Annotated in this window: 15 protein-coding genes; 6 read left to right on the top strand and 9 right to left on the bottom strand. The window is 45.9% G+C overall.

The genetic code is table 11. The features are described from left to right. Positions 1–3: 3 nt before the first annotated feature. Both ftsH and ICV90_RS05480 read right to left on the bottom strand, forming a co-directional pair. Positions 4–1,881, bottom strand: coding sequence for an ATP-dependent zinc metalloprotease FtsH (gene ftsH / locus ICV90_RS05475; protein WP_215356826.1), 1,878 nt, complete (start codon positions 1,879–1,881; stop codon positions 4–6). A gap of 146 nt (positions 1,882–2,027) precedes the next feature. Further along, positions 2,028–2,702 carry an RlmE family RNA methyltransferase gene (locus tag ICV90_RS05480; protein WP_215356827.1) on the bottom strand — a complete coding sequence of 225 codons (675 nt, stop codon included), beginning with the start codon at positions 2,700–2,702 and terminating at the stop codon, positions 2,028–2,030. A 126-nt stretch (positions 2,703–2,828) separates the two neighbouring features. Here ICV90_RS05480 and ICV90_RS05485 point away from each other — a divergent pair, with 126 nt between their 5' ends. Further along, positions 2,829–3,455, top strand: a complete 627-nt coding sequence (locus tag ICV90_RS05485; RefSeq protein WP_215356828.1) for a YhbY family RNA-binding protein — start codon at positions 2,829–2,831, stop codon at positions 3,453–3,455. 28 nt (positions 3,456–3,483) lie between these two features. Here ICV90_RS05485 and ICV90_RS05490 read toward each other — a convergent pair whose 3' ends face one another. From ICV90_RS05490 to gloB, 7 genes are all read right to left on the bottom strand, one after another. Further along, a complete protein-coding gene (locus ICV90_RS05490; protein WP_215356829.1) occupies positions 3,484–3,957 on the bottom strand; it encodes a DUF4149 domain-containing protein in 474 nt (157 codons plus the stop codon). Continuing rightward, positions 3,957–4,433 carry a transcription elongation factor GreA gene (gene greA, locus ICV90_RS05495; RefSeq protein ID WP_072582463.1) on the bottom strand — a complete coding sequence of 159 codons (477 nt, stop codon included), beginning with the start codon at positions 4,431–4,433 and terminating at the stop codon, positions 3,957–3,959. The genes ICV90_RS05490 and greA overlap by 1 nt, the downstream gene beginning before the upstream one ends. A gap of 58 nt (positions 4,434–4,491) precedes the next feature. Beyond that, on the bottom strand, positions 4,492–7,755 hold the full coding sequence (gene carB, locus ICV90_RS05500) for a carbamoyl-phosphate synthase large subunit (protein WP_215356830.1): 3,264 nt from the start codon (positions 7,753–7,755) through the stop codon (positions 4,492–4,494). Then, positions 7,755–8,939, bottom strand: a complete 1,185-nt coding sequence (carA, locus tag ICV90_RS05505) for a glutamine-hydrolyzing carbamoyl-phosphate synthase small subunit (RefSeq protein WP_215356832.1) — start codon at positions 8,937–8,939, stop codon at positions 7,755–7,757. The genes carB and carA overlap by 1 nt, the downstream gene beginning before the upstream one ends. 244 nt (positions 8,940–9,183) lie before the next feature. After that, positions 9,184–11,067 (bottom strand): propionate--CoA ligase, encoded by a 1,884-nt coding sequence (locus ICV90_RS05510; protein WP_215356835.1) that lies wholly within the window; start codon positions 11,065–11,067, stop codon positions 9,184–9,186. 32 nt (positions 11,068–11,099) lie between these two features. Beyond that, positions 11,100–12,536 (bottom strand): transglycosylase SLT domain-containing protein, encoded by a 1,437-nt coding sequence (locus ICV90_RS05515; protein ID WP_215356837.1) that lies wholly within the window; start codon positions 12,534–12,536, stop codon positions 11,100–11,102. Then, complete coding sequence (gloB, locus tag ICV90_RS05520) at positions 12,536–13,345, bottom strand: hydroxyacylglutathione hydrolase (RefSeq protein ID WP_215356845.1); 810 nt, start codon at positions 13,343–13,345, stop codon at positions 12,536–12,538. Before gloB ends, ICV90_RS05515 begins: the two co-directional genes overlap by 1 nt. A 6-nt stretch (positions 13,346–13,351) precedes the next feature. Here gloB and ICV90_RS05525 point away from each other — a divergent pair, with 6 nt between their 5' ends. The 5 genes from ICV90_RS05525 to dnaQ all read left to right on the top strand — a co-directional run bounded on the left by ICV90_RS05525 (position 13,352) and on the right by dnaQ (position 19,872). Then, on the top strand, positions 13,352–14,170 hold the full coding sequence (locus tag ICV90_RS05525) for a class I SAM-dependent methyltransferase (RefSeq protein ID WP_215356846.1): 819 nt from the start codon (positions 13,352–13,354) through the stop codon (positions 14,168–14,170). A gap of 9 nt (positions 14,171–14,179) precedes the next feature. Then, on the top strand, positions 14,180–14,644 hold the full coding sequence (gene rnhA, locus ICV90_RS05530) for a ribonuclease HI (protein ID WP_215356848.1): 465 nt from the start codon (positions 14,180–14,182) through the stop codon (positions 14,642–14,644). Positions 14,645–14,756: 112 nt separating this feature from the next. Further along, on the top strand, positions 14,757–16,067 hold the full coding sequence (locus ICV90_RS05535; RefSeq protein ID WP_215356850.1) for an efflux RND transporter periplasmic adaptor subunit: 1,311 nt from the start codon (positions 14,757–14,759) through the stop codon (positions 16,065–16,067). Then, positions 16,064–19,162, top strand: a complete 3,099-nt coding sequence (locus ICV90_RS05540) for an efflux RND transporter permease subunit (RefSeq protein ID WP_215356852.1) — start codon at positions 16,064–16,066, stop codon at positions 19,160–19,162. The genes ICV90_RS05535 and ICV90_RS05540 overlap by 4 nt, the downstream gene beginning before the upstream one ends. Beyond that, complete coding sequence (gene dnaQ, locus ICV90_RS05545) at positions 19,162–19,872, top strand: DNA polymerase III subunit epsilon (RefSeq protein WP_215356862.1); 711 nt, start codon at positions 19,162–19,164, stop codon at positions 19,870–19,872. Before ICV90_RS05540 ends, dnaQ begins: the two co-directional genes overlap by 1 nt. The last annotated feature ends 10 nt before the right edge of the window (positions 19,873–19,882 follow it).

Genomic DNA, 19,882 nt, shown 5'->3' on the forward strand with positions numbered 1-19,882 from the left:
CTCTTAAGCTGTAGCTGGAGCACTGCCAGTAGCAGGGCCAGGGGTGCCAGCAGAATTACCAAACTGGGTTGCTGGTGGTGGCTTGGGTGCGCGCGGCGGGCGACCTTCCATGATGTCATTGATTTGCTCAGCGTCAATGGTTTCCCATTCAAGCAAAGCTGCAACCATTGCCTCAACCTTATCTCGGTTTTGTTCCAAGATCGATCTAGCTAAAGCATATTGGCTATCAATCAACGTACGTATTTCAGCATCTACCTTTTGTTGAGTCAGTTCAGATACTGTTTTGGTACTGTTGCGTCCAAAAATACTTTCTGATTCGGTATCAACATAAACCATGGTGCCCAAGCTATCACTCATGCCATAACGAGTCACCATATCACGAGCCATTTTCGTAGCGCGTTCAAAGTCATTGGATGCGCCAGTACTTGAGGAGTGCAAGAACACCTCTTCAGCAGCACGACCACCAAACAAAATAGCTAACTCCTCCATCATGCGATCTTTATATAAGTTCACACGATCAAATTCAGGTAACTGCCAAGTCACACCCAACGCCATTCCTCGCGGCATGATGGTGACTTTATGTACAGGGTCAGCCTTAGGCAAAACCTTAGCTACAACAGCATGACCAGACTCATGGTAAGCAGTGTTACGACGTTCTTCTTCGCGCATCACAGCAGACTTGCGCTCAGGACCCATATAGATCTTGTCTTTAGCGTCCTCAAAGTCTTTCATGTCTACTGCACGTTTATTGCGACGTGCTGCAAACAATGCAGATTCATTTACCAAGTTCGCTAAATCTGCTCCTGAGAAACCAGGAGTGCCGCGAGCCAAAACAGCAGCATTAACGTCGGGATCAATTGGAACCTTGCGCATATGCACTTGCAAAATTTGCTCACGACCACGAATATCTGGCAAACCTACGTGCACTTGTCGATCGAAACGTCCTGGACGCAATAAGGCTTTATCAAGAACATCAGAGCGGTTAGTGGCAGCTACTACGATAACGCCACTATTACTTTCAAAACCATCCATCTCAACCAACATTTGGTTTAGTGTTTGTTCACGTTCGTCATTTCCACCACCCATACCAGCGCCACGATGACGACCTACAGCATCAATCTCATCAATGAAGATGATGCAGGGAGAATTTTTCTTGGCGTTTTCAAACATGTCACGAACACGTGATGCACCAACACCAACAAACATCTCAACAAAGTCAGAACCGGAGATTGAGAAGAAAGGAACCTTCGCCTCGCCTGCAATGGCGCGAGCCAAAAGAGTCTTACCAGTGCCCGGAGGACCTACGAGCAATACGCCATGCGGAATACGACCACCAAGCTTTTGAAACTTTTGTGGATCTTTTAAGAAATCGACAATTTCAAAGACCTCTTCTTTGGCTTCATCGCAGCCTGCAACGTCGGCAAAGGTAACCGTATTACTATTCTCATCAATCAAACGCGCTTTAGATTTACCAAAGGAGAATGCACCACCCTTACCGCCACCTTGCATTTGGCGCATCATGAAAAACCAAAAGCCAATAATTAATAAGGTAGGGCCAAGATAGTACAAAGCAGAGACCAACATATTCGGTTCGTCATCAGCTTTCCCGGTAACTTGAACTCCATATTTCATGAGATCGCCAACCATCCAGATATCACCTGGAGAGATGATGGAGTATTTAGTGCCGTCAGCAGGCGTTACTTGTAATGTGCGACCTTGCACATCAACACGCTTTACTTTGCCGGCTTTAGCGTCATCCATGAATTGGGAATACGTCACCTGAGTTTGGTCCTTAGGCTTATCAAACTGTTTAAAAACAGTGAAAAGCACCAAGCCCACAATGAGCCACACACCGATTTTTTGGAACATATTGCTGTTCAAAATGAGTCCTTTGCTGGAGTGAACCAGGAGTTAAAGCGATTTGCTTCCTAAGTATTTGATTCTACTACCACCCTTTTTCAAGAGCTAATGGCATATATATTTGATAAAACCCTATAAAAACGGGGGTATTAGCCAGTATTTAGAGCCTATTTCGGAGGTTTTAGGTTTCTACCCAAAAGGAAGATCTCAGAAGACTTTGCTCTAGATGCTTTAGGTTTACGGGAGGCAACGGTTTTAAAGACCTTTTTAAAGGATTCCACTATCTGGCTATAGCCACTACCGTTAAAACATTTAATTAAAAGCGCACCCTCAGGTTTCAGATGAGCAGTAGCGAAGTCTAGGGCTATCTCTGCTAAAAAAGCCATTCTGGCAGCATCAGCAACGCCAACCCCAGAAAGGTTTGGCGCCATGTCTGATAAAACCAAGTCGACTTTGCCTTCAGCACTCTTCGGTAAAAGCGCCTCTAAAGCAGCAAGCCCCTCTTCTTCCCTAAAATCGCCCTGAATAAAGCTTACGTCAGCTATATCTTCCATTGGCAAAATATCGATGGCAATAATCTGACCATCTGGCTTGCCTGACTCAATTTTGGGATTGCTTTTACCAAGCTCAGTGAGGCGATTGCGGACGTACTGAGACCAACTCCCGGGAGCGCTCCCTAAGTCCACAATAGTCATACCTGCCTTGATAAGATGATCTTGCTCGTCAATTTCAGTGAGCTTATAAACCGCTCTAGCGCGATAGCCCTCTTTTTGAGCCATCTTCACATAGGGATCGGATAGATGATCCTGCAACCAACTTTTATTAAATTTATTCTTTGCCACAACTTACCCACTTTCGCCCTCCATTTTCCTAGTTTCTGACCTCTAAAGCAAAAGGAATCGATCAAAATACAGGCAAATTCAAGCTAAAAGGGCTATTTTGACCCTCAATGCTCTATCATCAACCCCATGACTGCACTCACCATTACCCCTGCACAACGTAAATCCCTCAAAGCTGACGCTCACGACCTAAGTCCTGTTGTCATGATTGGTGGCGATGGCTTAACACCTGCTGTAATCAAAGAAGCTAAATTAGCCATTAATCATCACGGATTAATTAAGATCCGTGTTTTTGGTGATGAGCGCGAAGCACGCATTGCTATGTATGAAGAGCTTTGCGACAAACTTAATGCTGCTCCTGTTCAACATATCGGCAAGTTACTCGTGTTATGGAAACCAAAAGATATGGTGGATGAGGCCTTTAGTAATCTTGGTAGATCAAGTAAGCAAACTAAAAAATCTTTGCAGGCTCCTCGTACGAAACGCCAGCCAAATCGTGCTCCAGCAAAAGCTGGTGTGCGTACTAGCACTTCTGAAAGATCGGATCGTCGCTCTGCTTCAAATGCGGCACCATTTGCACGTGCTGCGGCAGTGAAATCGGCAACACCTAAGAAGCGGGTTTTACGCTCTGAAGCGGCGGAATCAAAAATTGGCTGGTCTTCTCCCGGCTACAGAAAAGCAGTTGCTGCACCAGCACCAATTAAGAAACGTAAAGTCAGAATGAGCAGCACTAAGAAAAAGTCACTTGGCTCTTAATTTAAGCAAGTGAAATAGAGAAACGCCGCTAGTCGGCGTTTTTTGTTGCCCGCCAAACTAAGGCTAGGCCGAGTACCGACTGAATCATAAAGATTGCACTAGAAACGCCATGTAGGCGAGCAAACATTGAGGCATTAGTTGACTCGCGAACTGACAAGCCTAAATAGAGCGCTTGATCCCTCAGCGAATCCATCCAAGGAATAATGATGAATGCTGCAGCAACAGTGCATGCGAGCATTCCCAATAAGATCCAACGAACGATGCGGTAATGGTCGCCACCCCGTCTTACTAGGTGATTTGCCATCACCATTAGAAATGCGCTTAAGGCGACACCGATATAGGCAGTGGTTTTGAAGAGATTTGCTGCAACCATGCCGGCAACCTGTCTGTCTCCCAAACTAGAGAACAGCACGGGCACCACTAGAAATCCAATGGTGATGAAGCTACCAACCCAAAGACCTGAAATCAGGCTAAATATTCTTTGGGTGCGGATGTGGGGCATTAGACGTAACGCACAGCCAAGATTTCAACTTCGCGATTGCCGCCTGGGGCTTGTACAGCAACAACGTCACCCTCTTCTTTACCTATTAAGGCACGAGCTATCGGTGAGCTGATGGAGATTTTCTTAACGGCAATATCCGCCTCATCATCTCCAACGATTTGATAGGTGAGCTTAGTGCCATCTTCTAAGTCCTCAAGATCAACAGTAGCACCAAATACTATGCGGCCAGCAACATCCAAAGTAGCGGGGTCAATAATTTGAGCTGCCGATAACTTGCCTTCTAACTCTTGAATGCGGCCTTCAATGAAGCCCTGCTTTTCTTTGGCAGCATCGTATTCAGCATTCTCAGAAAGATCGCCTTGAGCACGTGCCTCAGAGATGGCATTGATAACAGAAGGACGTTCAACGTGTTTAAGACGGTGCAGCTCCTCTTTGAGAAGTTCTGCACCGCGCTTAGTAATCGGAATTGTGCTCATGAAACTAGCCTAACTTAAATTCTTGCGCAAAATCGCGCGTATAAAAGTCAATTTTAGATTAAATGAGCTCGCGATGTAAGTTTTGCAAGGAATAAACCTCGAGGGAGTCGAGTCGGCCATTTTCAGAGGCTAACAAACCATCCATCACTGCTCGTGCTGCACTAATAGTCGTGTAATACGTAACGCCATTAGCCTGAGCGCTGGTTCGAATCGATCTAGAGTCAGCAATCGCCGTCCGGGTCTCATCCACAGTAGTAAATACCAATGAAATCTCACCATTCTTGATGAAATCCACAATATGGGGACGTCCATCCTTTACTTTATTAACTACTTTTACCGGTAAACCAGCCGCTTCAATTGCTGCTGCAGTACCTTTAGTCGCAACCATCGGGAAGCCCAGTTGATGCAACAACTTAGCAACTTCAATTGCTTTTGGCTTGTCACTATCTTTGACAGTCAAAAGAACCGTTCCGCTCTTCGGCAACTTGATGCCAGCGCCCAATTGTGACTTAAATAAAGCCTCACCAAAGGTCTTGCCAACACCCATCACTTCGCCAGTGGAACGCATTTCTGGTCCGAGAATTGGATCAATACCTGGGAATTTATTAAACGGAAATACAGCTTCCTTGACTGAGAAGTATGGCGGCTTCACTTCAGTCTTAATACCCTGCTGCTCTAGAGTCTGACCAACCATACAACGTGCAGCAATCTTCGCCAACTGCAGACCGGTGGCTTTTGATACAAACGGTACGGTACGAGAAGCGCGTGGATTTACTTCCAAGACATAGATGACATCTTTGCCATCTACATTCTGAATCGCAAACTGGACGTTCATTAAACCAACAACATTCAGTCCTTTAGCCATCGCCGCAGTTTGGCGTTTAATCTCCTCCACCGTTGCATCGGATAACGAATATGGAGGCAATGAGCAGGCTGAATCGCCAGAGTGAACACCGGCTTGCTCGATATGCTCCATGACGCCACCTATAAATACAGCTGTGCCATCGCTAATGCAATCAACGTCACATTCGATAGCATCATTCAAGAAGCGATCTAGAAGCACAGGAGAGTCATGGGATACTTTAACGGCTTCACGCATGTAACGCTCAAGGTCGCGACCATCATGAACGATTTCCATTGCACGACCACCCAAGACATAGGAAGGACGAACCACTAATGGATAACCAATTTCCTCGGCGAGCTTGAGAGCCTCTTCTTCAGTACGCGCTGTACGGTTAGGAGGCTGACGCAATCCGAGATCCTGTAGTAGCTTCTGGAAGCGTTCGCGGTCTTCTGCTGCATCAATCATGTCTGGTGAAGTACCGATAATTGGCACACCATTGCGTTCAAGATCTAAAGCCAATTTCAAAGGTGTTTGACCACCGTATTGAACAATGACGCCCTTTGGTTTTTCTTTAGCAACAATCTCTAATACATCTTCAAGAGTTAGTGGCTCAAAGTACAGGCGATCTGATGTGTCGTAGTCAGTCGATACGGTTTCAGGGTTGCAGTTAACCATGATGGTTTCGTAACCATCATCACGCATTGCTAAAGCAGCATGCACGCAGCAATAGTCAAACTCAATACCTTGACCAATGCGGTTAGGGCCTCCGCCCAAAACCATGATCTTCTCTTTATTGGTCGGCTGTGACTCGCACTCACCATGCTCTGCTTCATAGGTTGAATACAAATAAGCAGTGTTAGTCGAGAATTCAGCAGCACATGTATCAACACGCTTATAGACTGGAACAACTTTCAATCGATGGCGCGCAGCACGAAGGGACGCAGCGTCAACTTTGAGTAACTTTGCTAAGCGACGATCGGAGAAACCTTTTTGCTTTACAAAGCGTAACTCTGGGGCTGTTAGGCTATCGATCTTGCGCTGCTTAAGCTCAGTCTCTATAGTGATAAGTTCTTCAATTTGCTCCAGGAACCAAGGATCAACTTTAGTTTCACTATAGATCTCATCAAGACCCATACCCATGCGGAATGCGTCTGCCAAATACCAAATACGATCCGGACCAGGCTCATTGATTTCATTAATGATGTCATCAAGATCAGTGGATATTTCATCTAAGCCGTCAACACCAACCTCAAGACCGCGAAGCGCTTTCTGGAAAGACTCTTGGAAAGTCCGGCCAATGGCCATGACTTCGCCTACTGACTTCATCTGCGTTGTTAGACGGGAATCAGCCTGTGGGAACTTCTCAAATGCAAAACGTGGAATCTTGGTAACAACGTAATCGATTGAAGGCTCGAATGATGCTGGTGTGGCGCCACCAGTAATATCATTCTTGAGTTCATCAAGGGTATAGCCTACGGCCAATTTAGCCGCAATCTTTGCAATTGGGAAACCTGTAGCCTTTGAAGCCAAAGCCGATGAACGGGATACCCGTGGATTCATCTCAATGACGATCATGCGACCATCCACTGGATTAATCGAGAACTGAACGTTAGATCCACCGGTATCAACGCCAATCTCTCTCAGCACCGCAATCGATGCATTACGCATGATTTGATATTCTTTATCCGTCAAAGTTTGCGCAGGCGCTACGGTAATTGAGTCACCGGTATGCACGCCCATTGGATCTAAATTTTCAATTGAGCAAACGATGATGCAGTTGTCATTGCGATCGCGCACGACTTCCATCTCGAATTCTTTCCAGCCCAAGAGAGACTCTTCGATCAAGAGCTCACGTGTTGGTGATAAATCGAGACCACGTTTACAAATTTCTTCAAATTCTTCACGGTTATAGGCAATACCTCCACCCGATCCGCCCATGGTGAATGATGGACGAATGACTACCGGGAAACCTGAGCTGCCAGTTTGCTTCTGAATTTGCTGCTGAACCTCATGAGCCTCATCCATTGAGTGCGCAATGCCAGACTTTGCAGAGCCAAGGCCAATTTTGGTCATGGCCTCTTTAAACTTTTGACGATCTTCTGCTTTATCAATGGCTTCTGGTGAAGCGCCAATCAGTTCGCAGCCGTATTTCTCTAAAACACCATGACGGTGAAGATCTAACGCGCAGTTCAGTGCAGTCTGGCCACCCATAGTTGGCAAAATGGCATCAGGCTTTTCTGTAGCAATAATGCGTTCAACTACTTCCCAAGTAATCGGCTCGATGTATGTAACGTCAGCCATCTCTGGATCAGTCATGATGGTTGCAGGATTACTGTTGACCAAAATTACTTTGTAGCCCTCATCACGCAATGCCTTACAAGCTTGCGCTCCGGAGTAGTCAAACTCACAGGCCTGTCCAATCACAATCGGACCAGCTCCAATAATCAGGATGCTCTTAATGTCGCTACGCTTAGGCATTATTTGCCCTCCTTCTTGGCAGCATTCATTAGCTCCACAAAACGATCAAATAAATAGGCAATGTCATGAGGACCTGGTGAGGCCTCAGGATGTCCTTGGAAACACAGTGCTGGCTTGTCATTCCATGCCAAACCTTGTAAAGACCCATCAAATAAAGACACGTGGGTTACGCGAATATTGCTTGGTAAAGTATTGGCATCAACAGCAAATCCATGATTTTGAGAAGTAATGGCAACACGACCTGTATCCAAATCTTTCACAGGGTGATTAGCGCCATGGTGGCCAAATTTCATTTTTAATGTCTTGGCGCCTGCTGCAAGACCCATGATTTGATGACCTAAACAGATACCAAAGGTTGGCACACCTTTTTCAATAATTTCTTTTGCGGCAGCAATAGCGTAGTCGCATGGACCAGGATCACCAGGGCCATTTGAGAAGAACACACCGTCCGGATTCATGGCCAGCACTTCGGCTGCGCTAGTTTGCGCAGGCACAACTGTTAATTCACAGCCACGCTCAGTCAGCATGCGCAAGATATTGCGTTTCACACCAAAGTCGTAAGCAACTACCTTTTTGATTGGCTTGCTAGTATCTAATGTTCTATAAGCAGGCTTGCCATTTGGCCCGTGAAGATCCCATTCTGCCTCGCGCCACTCATAGGCTTTCTTGGTAGTCACTACCTTTGCAAGATCTAGGCCTGACATGCCAGGAAAAGCTTTAGCAAGCTCAAGAGCCTTCGCTCCCAAAGATTCATAGCTATCGCCTAATTTGCCAGCAACAATAGCGCCGGATTGCGCGCCTTTGTCACGCAGAATTCTGGTGAGCATACGTGTATCTATGCCAGCAATCCCTAAGACACCTGCTTTGGTAAGGTAGTCATCCAAAGAACCCTCTGAGCGGAAATTGGATACGCGTTTTGGAAGATCCTTCACCACCAAGCCTGCTGCATGAATCTGATCTGATTCCGCATCTTGAGCGTTTACACCGACATTGCCGATGTGCGGATAAGTTAAGGTAACAATTTGGCGTGAGTAGCTGGGATCAGTAATGATCTCTTGATATCCAGTCAATGCGGTATTGAATACGACTTCGCCAGTAGTTTCGCCAGGGGCGCCAATGCTAAAACCGGGAAATAATGTGCCGTCGGCTAGGGCCAACACGGCTGGGGGAAAAGAAGGAAGCAAGGGTGACAAACCATCTCCAGTCCCTGCTCCATCCGACGCTCAAAACCCCAAAAAAGACTAGCCCGGGGATATTTTTGCGGGTGGTGAGTGTCTTTAAGCGCTAGGGTATTTATTAAGTTTCGAACCTTGCAATCATAACATTTTTGCTCGTAAACCCTTGGATATACAGCCAAATGGGGGCTGGAAGGTAAAAAGCTCCCCTTGCCTAATGGCTGGGAGAGCAATTTATCCGAAAATGGGTGTTTTAAGCCTTGGCGCTTTGCTCAATGATGGTCTTAATTTGAGCTAAAACAGACTGGTCATCCATCGTGCTGATATCACCAGGATCACGCCCTTCGGCTACAGCCTGCAGTGCGCGACGAACAATCTTGCCCGAACGTGTCTTTGGCAACGCAGTAACTATATAAACTCGCCCGGGTCGCGCAATCGCTCCTAAAGTGGTATCGACAGTCTTCATGCACTCTGCTTCCAAAGTAGCAGTATTGGATGCATCTTTTGGAATCACAAAGGCAATCGCGGCTTGCCCCTTTAATTTATCTTCAATACCAACCACGGCAACTTCTGAAACATTCGGATGGCTAGAAATACTTTCTTCGATTTCGCGAGTACCAAGGCGATGTCCAGCTACGTTGATCACGTCATCCGTACGACCCAAGATGAAGAAATAGCCATCTTTATCTTTAATGCCCCAGTCAAAGGTGGAGTAAATTAATTTGCCTGGAATTGTTTCCCAATAAGTGCTAACAAAGCGCTTGTCATCACCCCAAACTGTTTGCATACAGCCAGGAGGCAATGGACCTTCAATAGCAATGACTCCCTTTTGATCTGGGCCCAGCTCCTCGGAGGTAGCATCATCAAGCAACTTCATGTTGTAACCAAATGATGGCACGCCTGGCGAGCCAAATTTATGTGGCATGACTTCAACGCCACGTTGAATAGCCAGCATTGGCCAACCTGTTTCTGTCTGCCAATAGTTATCCACGATCGGCTTATTAATTGCACCATGAATCCAACTTGCAGTTGGTTCATCCAAGGGCTCACCCGCCAGGAACAGAGCGCGCAATTTAGAAAGGTCATATTTGGTTAAGAACGCGGGGTCTTGTTTCTTCAGAACGCGAACTGCAGTTGGCGCAGAAAACATGACTGACACTTTGTACTTATCTACTAGCTCCCACCAAATGCCTGCGTCAGGACGCAAAGGGGTACCTTCGTACATGATCGTAGCCATACCAGATAGCAATGGCGCATAAATAATGTAGCTGTGGCCAACAACCCAACCAATATCGGACGTACAGAACATGGTCTCACCAGCATTGCCAGTAAAGATATGTTTCATCGAGGCGGCGAGAGCCACTGCATAGCCGCCTGTATCACGCTGAACACCTTTAGGCTTTCCAGTTGTACCGGAGGTATACAAAATATAAGAAGGATGTGTTGCATCAACCCACTCAACAGGCACAACATCATTTAAATGCTTTTGGCGTTCGCTTGCGTAATCTAAATCACGTCCGGCAACGGTGGTGAATTCAGTCAAACCGCGATTCACAATCAAGACCTTTTCAGGCTTGTATTCAGCCAGAGTAATAGCCTCATCCAGTAATGGCTTGTATGGAACCGCCTTGCCACCACGTGCACCTGCTTCTGCAGTAACAATCAGTTTTGGTTTTGCATCATCAATACGAGACGCCAGGCTGTGGGATGCAAAGCCTCCAAATACAACAGAGTGAATAGCACCAATACGGGCGCACGCCAACATAGCAAAACAAGCTTCAGCAATCATTGGCATGTAAATGAGTACACGATCACCCTTTTTAACGCCTGCCGCTTTGTAGATTGCTGCCATACGATTCACTTCTTCGTATAACTCTTTAAAGGTATATGCCTTCTCTTGATTGGTTTCTGTAGAAACCGCAACCAAGGCAATTTGATCTGGACGATCTTTTAAGTGACGATCTACTGCGTTGTAGCAAAGATTCGTTGAGCCACCCTCAAACCATTTAGCAAATGGAGGGTTGTCGTAATTGAGTACTTTGTTAAAAGGTTTTTCCCAATGTATTAACTGCGCTTGCTCACCCCAAAATCCATCTGGGTCTTTAATTGAACGTTCGTGGTGTGCTTTGTAGGACATGGTCAACCTGATCTCTTAAAAAGTTACTCAAATTACTGACTCTTGCTCACCCCTTTACTAGCGTTGCCGCTGGCTGAGGTAGGTGAACTACCATTTTTCGCAGATTTTGCAAGCCCTGTCGATGCGGATTTATGCTGAGATGCAGCATTTTTTGCAGAAGAATTACCCTTAGAGGTGCCCTTATCTACTGTTTTGGTGTTGCTGGGTGCTACACATTTACTTGATTTAGCCCCTTTTGCACCCTTTGCTGGTTTGGGGCATTTAGGCGCAGGTGGAGCTGGCTTTTCTAAGCTGAGGCTAGCATTTTCAGCCATAGCAGTTGAAACATCGCCCGGTCTACGACTGGTTTTGGGAATCAGCACGGTAGAGCCCGCCCGTATACGCATTCCCCTTGGAATGCCGTTGACCTCGCGCAGAGTATCTATATCCACCCCTAACGTTTTAGCTGCCTGATCAACACTTTCTGTTTTAGATACTTGAACAGCAGTCCACGACGAAAGAGGTTTAGGGTATTGCTTGAGGTTATCTTGAAAGATCTCAGCATGCGCAAACGGCAAAAGAATTTGCTGGTTAGCATTACTCAAAATAACTGGCTTATTAAAAGACGGATTCAGGCTATGGAATTCATCCGCTGGTATTTCGGCTAATTTAATAACTAGAGAAACGTCGATATCGCTACCCACATCAACTGCAACAAAATAGGGGTGATTTTCTAAATCAGGAAGCACAATGCCATATGCCTGTGGATCCAACACAATTTGACGATACGCCATTAATTTAGGAACGTAATTTCTAGTTTCGCGCGGTAAGGTCAAGCTCTCATAATCTATAGGCAAGCCTGCAGCGGCATTACGCTTTTGCGCTTTAGTAATGTTGCCAGCACCCCAGTTATAAGCTGCAAGTGCTAATTCCCAACTCCCAAATTGATTATTCAAACGTTGCAAGTAATCTAAAGCCGCATCCGTAGACTGGACAACATCTCGACGCTCATCCCTAAATACGTTTTGCGTAAGTCGAAAGTCTTTGCCAGTAGCCGGCATAAATTGCCATAAACCGACTGCCTTCGCACTTGACTTTGCATTGGTTACAAAAGCACTTTCAACAAATGGAAGAAGTGCAATTTCGGTAGGCATATTGCGCGCATTTACTTCTTGAACGATGTAAAACAAATAGCGTGAAGAACGCGTCATCGAGCGATTCACATAGTCCGGTCTTGCCGCCAGCCAGCGAACCTGTTCAATCTCTAGGGGGGTATTCATGGGCTCCATTTGAAAGCCATCACGAATGCGTATCCACAGGTTGTCAGAAGGCGCATAAACCTTGCTAACGGATTGATTTTTGAGGTTAACCCTTGCGGCCCTGGAAGCCTTTGAATTCGCTTTCGTTGGCGTATCGGAAGACCAATCGCCGGTGCCAGCGCAACCACTCAACAAAGCAGCAATCACTACTACTGCATACATCATCCGCATTAGAAGCGATCTTTCCAGCCACGAATGACTGCCAATACATGTGCAGGCGTTGGCAATGATGTCTGGCCTGAAACCTCTTTAGCCATTGCAATGACTTCGGCTTGATCGCAACGCATGAAAGGATTTACCTGGAGTTCTTGCCCAATAGTCGTTGGTAGTGTTGGCAAGCCTTGCTCTCGCAGAGATTTAGCCTGGTCCGCCCATGAGAGTAGATTAAGGTTGTTGGGCTCTACAGCTAAGGCAAAGCGAATATTCGATAAGGTGTACTCATGAGTGCAATACACCAAAGTATTTTTTGGAAGTGAGGCGAACTTACCTAGCGATTCCGTCATTTGCGTAGGCGTACCCTCGAACAATCTTCCACAACCCGAGGCGAATAAAGTATCCCCACAGAACAGCATTGGCTCAACAACATTTGCTTGCATGTTTGCAAAGTAAGCAATGTGGCTTAAGGTATGCCCAGGAACTTCGAGAACCTTCAAGCTAATACGTGGGGAAGCAATTTCAAATTTATCGTCCTGCATTACGACATTAGTACGACCTGGAATATCGTCACCAACTGGGCCATAAACAGGCAGATCTGCATTCAAACTTTGCAATAAGTTGAGAATGCCACCCGTATGGTCTGCATGGTGGTGAGTAATGAGAATGCCCTTGAGGGTCAAATGATTTGCGCTCAGGTACTCCAAAACTGGTGCTGAATCACCTGGATCCACCACTAAAGCAGAGCTGCCATCGTGAATGCACCAGATATAGTTATCATCAAAAGCCGGAATGGGCCAAACCTGCAATAAAGTATTCTTATCCATAGACCGATGATACCAACCCCACCCATACCCTCTCAGACACCTGCACCTCCCTGGAGCTCATGGGAAAAATGGCTCCAATCCCCTCCTGGACGCTATGTTCTAGCTTGGGAGCAACGGTGTTTTGACCAAATTGTTGCTGATGTCTTTGGCTTTCATGCTGTGCAAATAGGTCTACCTCAGATAAACACACTAAGTGAAAATCGGATGCCTTTGCATGCAATCCTGATTCACTCTAACGATAGCCGCTCTCATGCAAGTAATTACAACTGGCATTTAATTGAAGGCGACTCTACAGACCTCCCCTTTGCCAGTGAAAGTCTGGATCTGATTGTTCTACCCCATGTTTTGGAATTTGCTGCAGATCCCCATCAAATATTGCGCGAAGTCGATCGAGTACTTCGACCCGAAGGTCGTTTAATTATTTCTGGCTTTAATCCCGCAAGTCTGTGGGGTGCCAGACAATATCTCAGTAGATTGGTTGGAACCCCTTATCTCCCTAGAGATGGTCAATTTATTAGCCTCATCCGCATAAAAGATTGGCTCGAGTTGCTTAACTTTTCCTTAGACCGCGGTCACTTTGGTTGCTATAAATTTCCCCTGCAGGGTGAAACTGCTATGGGCAAGATGAATTTTCTTGAAAAAATGGGAAATCGTTGGTGGCCTATATTTGGGGCTGTTTTTTTAGTTTCCGCCATAAAGCGCCAACAAGGAATACGTCTCATTGGCCCGGCATCACTTGTTCGCATACCAGCCATTAAGCAGCTAAGTCCTGCTGCTGAGAGAAGCAATCTCCAAAAACGCCTCAAAAACGAGAATTCCAAGTAAATTATTGCTATGCCGCATTCGAAATCCCATCCTCACCACCCTCACATCGTGATCTACACCGATGGCGCCTGCAAAGGCAATCCTGGCCCCGGGGGCTGGGGGGCTGTTTTGAGATCAGGCGGTCATGAAAAGCATATCCATGGAGGCGAAAAGCTCACCACCAACAATCGCATGGAAATTTGTGCCGTTATTTTTGCCTTAAAAGCACTCAAACAACGCAGCACTGTCGAGCTATGGACAGACTCTCAATATGTCCAAAAAGGCGTTACAGAATGGCTAGAGGGATGGAAAAAACGGGGCTGGAAGACTGCTAGCAAGGATCCGGTCAAAAACGCAGATCTCTGGCAGGAGCTGGACTCCCTGCTCCCAGGACATGAGATCTCCTGGCACTGGGTTAGAGGGCACAACGGACACCCCGGAAATGAGTTAGCTGACCAATTAGCCAATAAGGGTGTTGGGGAGTTTTTGCCATAGGGCAAATGCATCTCAAGAGCCTCCTTTTCAGCCATCTTATGAGAGAATGATCCTGCTCTAATTAGCTTAGAAACAGTATAAAACCCACATAAAAACCTAGAAAAACGAGACTGTGTCAAAAATAGAATCTTCACTCGATAAGGCTTTTGCCAAACTCGTTCAATTTAAAGATATAGGCAAAGTTCGCCTGTGCGCCCTTTGGCAAATATATTCACCCCAATTAGACCAAGTCAAGAAACTAGATTTCGCGACAGTAAAATCTTTTGTAATCAGATTTAAATGGCGCTTGCTATTAATTCTGCTCCTACTCTATGCAGGCTCAAAGGCATATGATTATTTTTTCCCAGCCTCTGCTAAATCTGGCGGCCCAGTTACCATAACATCATTCGTAGCCCAGAAAAAAGATGTGCCTCTAATTATCGAGGCGACTGGCACTATTGTTTCCAACAGCATTGTTGATATTCGCCCAATGGTCACCAATACCGTCGCTACAATTCAGGTAAAAGATGGCCAAGAAGTCAAAGCTGGCGATCTGCTATTTACCTTAGATGACCGCAACGATAAAGCGAACTATGAGAAGCTCAAAGCCCTTGCTGATGATGCTCAAAAACAATATCTACGCGCCAAAGAATTAGTGGCTAAAAACTTTATTTCCAAGGCCGCTCTAGAAACTACATTGGCTAATGCCAAGTCAGCGCAAGCTGCAGCCCGCGCGGCAGAAGTGCAGCTCTCTTTTGATTACATTAAGTCCCCAATTGATGGTCGCGCTGGTATCGTCAATGTGTTCCCGGGCTCCTTGGTTCAAGCTAGCAATATTGTTTCCACTGCGACAAGCTCAACAGCTACATCTAGCGTTGGATCCATGGTGACCATTACCCAATTGAACCCAATTAATGTTCAGTTTGTCATTCCAGAAAAAGATATTCCCATCATCTTGGAGAACCAATTAGACGGTGATGCGATGAATGTTACGGTAACTGTAGGCGATAGCGGTAAAAGAGCTTACGAAGGAAAAGTGCTGGTTGTTGATAACCAAGTCGACCCTTCGATTGCGGCGGTACGCGTGAAAGCACAAATCCCGAATGACTCCAAAACACTTTTGCCGGGTGAATTTGCTCGCGTATCCCTAGTGGCCAATACTTTGAAGGATGCCTTAGCCATTCCATCGCAAGCAGTAGTGATCAACCCCCGCGGAAAACTTGTTTATGTTGTCGATAAAGATGACAAAGTGGCAGCCAAGCCCGTAAAAGTAGTTTATGACTACCAAGGATTGTCTGTTGTCACCGGTATAGATGCTGGCGATAGAGTGGTGGTTGAGGGCAAGCAGAATTTGCGCCCAGGAAGCAAAGTCCGCGAGGATAAATCAGCCGCACCACAAGCAACTGCTACCTCTACAACTCCAACAGCCCCAGAGAAAAAATGACACTCTCCGAATTATGTATTCGGCGCCCTGTAATGACGGTGTTGCTCTCGATAGCAACGGTCATCGCAGGGGCTGTTGCCTACATGAAAATTCCAGTAGCTGCGCTACCTAGTTTTAATACGCCAGTTATTTCTGTAAGCGCATCTTTACCGGGTGCGTCACCAGAAAACATGGCTGCCTCGGTAGCCCTTCCCCTTGAAAAAGAATTTTCGACGATTGATGGCATCACCGTAATTAGCTCCACCAATTCCTTGGGCAGTACGAGCATTACTTTGGAATTCAATAACGATCGAGATATTGATAAAGCCGCAGTTGACGTTCAAGCGGCCCTGTTGAGAGCCCAAAAGCGCTTACCGATTGAAATGACGGTACCACCGTCCTACCGTAAGATAAATCCAGCCGACACTCCTGTTCTAGTGGTGCGCATGAGTTCGCCATCAATCAGCCTCTCGGACCTCAATCAATACGCAGAAAATTTACTTTCACCAAACCTATCGACCATTAGCGGTGTAGCGCAAGTTCTTGTTTATGGTGCAAAGCGTTATGCGGTTCGCGTACGAGTTCATCCAGACGCTCTTGCTAATCGCAATCTCACTATTGACGATATCGCTGTTGCTATCAACAAAGCTAATTCCAATAGTCCTGTAGGGGTTTTAGACGGACCCCGTCAGGCCATCACCATTTATGCCAACCCACAATTAGTAAGACCTGAAGAGTTTGCCAATTTAATTGTTAGCCAAAAAAATGGTCTTCCGATCTACCTTAAGGATGTTGCTGACGTTATCGAAAGTTATGAGGACGTTAAGACATTAGCCAGCTCGAATGGTGAACGCTCAATTGCGATTGCAGTATTACGTCAACCAAGTGCAAATACGGTGGATGTTGTTAACTCCGTTAAGGCATTGCTACCTCAATTACAAAAACAGATGCCGGAATCTGTTCGAATGCAATTGTTGAATGACCGCTCGCTCTCCATTCTAGAAGCGATACATGACGTTAATCTCACATTAGCTTTAACGATCTTATTGGTTGTTATGGTGATTTTCTTATTCCTGAAACATGTTTCAGCAACAGTCATCCCCTCTATCAGTCTTCCAATCTCACTGATCGGGGCATTCTTTTTGCTCTATTTTTTGGGATACAGCTTAGATAACATATCGCTTCTGGGTATAACGCTTGCTGTAGGCTTGGTTGTTGATGATGCAATTGTGGTGCTTGAAAACATCATGCGTTATGTTGAACAAGGTATGGACCCACTCAAAGCATCCCTCAAAGGTAGCAAAGAAGTGGGCTTTACGATTATTTCCATTTCTATTTCTTTAGTGGCTGTATTTATTCCACTCTTCTTTATGGCTGGTCCTATTGGCCTTCTGTTTAGAGAATTTGCGGTAGTGGTTTCACTTTCTATTTTGGTGTCAGCAGTCGTATCGCTCACGGTTGTGCCAATGCTATGCAGTCGCTTCCTGCCAAAACCAGGTGAGCATGCCAAGGAATATGCGATCAATAAGAAGTTTGATCGCGTCTTTGACTGGATGCTAAAAACCTATATTCGCTACCTTGATCTGGCTCTTAATAATCGTAAAAAAGTGTTATGGGGCGCTCTTTCCACCTTTGTCATTACCGTGGTTTTATTTGTCTATAGCCCGAAGGGTTTCTTTCCAGAAGAAGATATTGGGCAAATTCAAGCAACCACTGAGGCATCTGAAGATATCTCCTTTAAAGCGATGTTGGCACTACAGGACAGAGCTGCAGAACTCGTCAATAAAGATCCGAATGTGGATAGCTCTATTTCAGTCATTGGCGGTGGTGCGAGCTCAGGCTACAACACCGGCAGGATTTTTATCATTCTTAAGCCCAAGGGCGATCGCGCTAAGATGGCGCAGGTCATGGAGGGGTTAAGAAATAAATTTAAAGAGATTCCCGGTCTTCAGGTTTATATGCGCCCGGTCCAAAACTTACAATTAGGCGGCAAAAATAGTAAAAGCCGCTACCAATTTACTTTGCAAAGCGTTGGTTTTGAAGGCGTGAATGAATGGGCGGATAAGTTGATGCAGAAGATGCGTGCTGACCCGCTTTTCCGTGACGTTACCAGTGACTCACAGCTAAAAGGTCTCAACGTCAAGATCAATATTGATCGTGAAAAAGCGGCTAGTGCCGGCGTTACGATTGCTGATATCCGTACCGCCCTCTACTCCGCCTACGGTGAGAAGCAGGTATCTACTATCTATACACCAGTCAATACTTATTACGTGATCCTGGAAGCTGCTGAAGAAGACCGTCAATATGAGACTGATCTCAATAAGATTTTTGTGAGGGGTCGGGCAACTGACAAACTGATCCCGCTATCCAGTGTTGCTAGCTTTACTCGCCAAATCGGCCCAACTGCCGTAAACCATCAAGGTCAAATTCCGGCCGTAACCCTTTCATTCAATCTTGCTCCCGATGTCTTCTTAGGTGATGCAACGAAAAAGATTGAGGAATACGCCAAGGAAATTGGCTTACCCGCTTCCATCATCACGAGTTACGGTGGAGATGCGGCAGTATTTAAAAGCAACCAATCAGGCCAGCTGGTACTAATTCTATCGGCTCTAGGCGTAATTTATATATTACTTGGCGTGCTTTACGAGAGTTACATTCATCCGCTGACTATTTTGGCTGGTTTGCCATCTGCTGCGATTGGCGCCATCCTTGCTTTGCGCATCTTTGGCTTCGAGCTAACCGTCGTTGCATCGATCGGCATTTTATTATTGATCGGCATTGTTAAGAAAAATGCGATCTTAATGATTGACTTTGCCTTAGATGCACAGCGTAACCAAGGCATGTCTCCTGAAAAAGCCATTCGCGAAGCATGCATCTTGCGTTTCCGGCCTATTATGATGACAACCGTTGCAGCCCTAATGGGTGCGCTCCCGATTGCTTTTGGATTGGGGGCTGGCGCAGAGTTACGTCAACCTTTAGGCATTAGTGTTGCTGGCGGTCTGATTTTTTCTCAGTTCGTAACATTGATCATTACACCCGTGATTTATCTCTATCTGGATAAATATGCCGGTAACGGTCCGATGGATATTCCACCTGCTGTTCTAGAGGGCACCTAATGCGTCAAGTTATTCTCGATACCGAAACTACTGGCCTTAATCCAGCCACTGGCGACCGGATTATTGAAATTGGTTGCGTTGAGATGGTTGGTCGTCGTCTAACCGATAGAACTTTCCATTACTACATTAATCCTGAACGCGATATTGATGCCGGCGCCTTTGCAGTCCACGGACTTTCTAGAGAGTTTTTATCTGATAAACCAACCTTTGCAAACATTGTTGAGCAGTTAATTGAGTTTGTAGATGGCGCTGAAATTGTGATTCATAACGCAGCCTTCGATTTGGGATTCTTGGATAACGAGTTTGCCCTTTTAAAGCGCCCGCCATTCAGAAATTTAGCCTCTAAGATTACCGACACCCTGCTCGACGCACGTCAAATGTTCCCCGGAAAGCGCAATTCATTAGATGCACTGTGTGAACGTTTTTCAATTAGTAATAAACACCGTACTTTGCACGGTGCTTTATTAGACGCCCAGTTGCTGGCTGAAGTTTACGTATCGATGACTAGAGGTCAAGAAGACCTTTCTATTGATCTGATTGACTACACAGTGGGAGCAGACTCTACTGGCCATGCCAAGGCATTGCCAACGAATCTGATGGTGCTTTCAGCCTCCGATGACGATCTACAAAGCCATGAAAAAATCTTGGCAGAAATTGCCAAGGCAAGTAAAAAGGACCCCGTTTGGAGTCCTTTAAATGCTACTGCCTAATTAGTAGATT

This window comes from Polynucleobacter sp. JS-JIR-II-b4 (assembly GCF_018687815.1).
Taxonomy (GTDB): Bacteria; Pseudomonadota; Gammaproteobacteria; order Burkholderiales; family Burkholderiaceae; genus Polynucleobacter.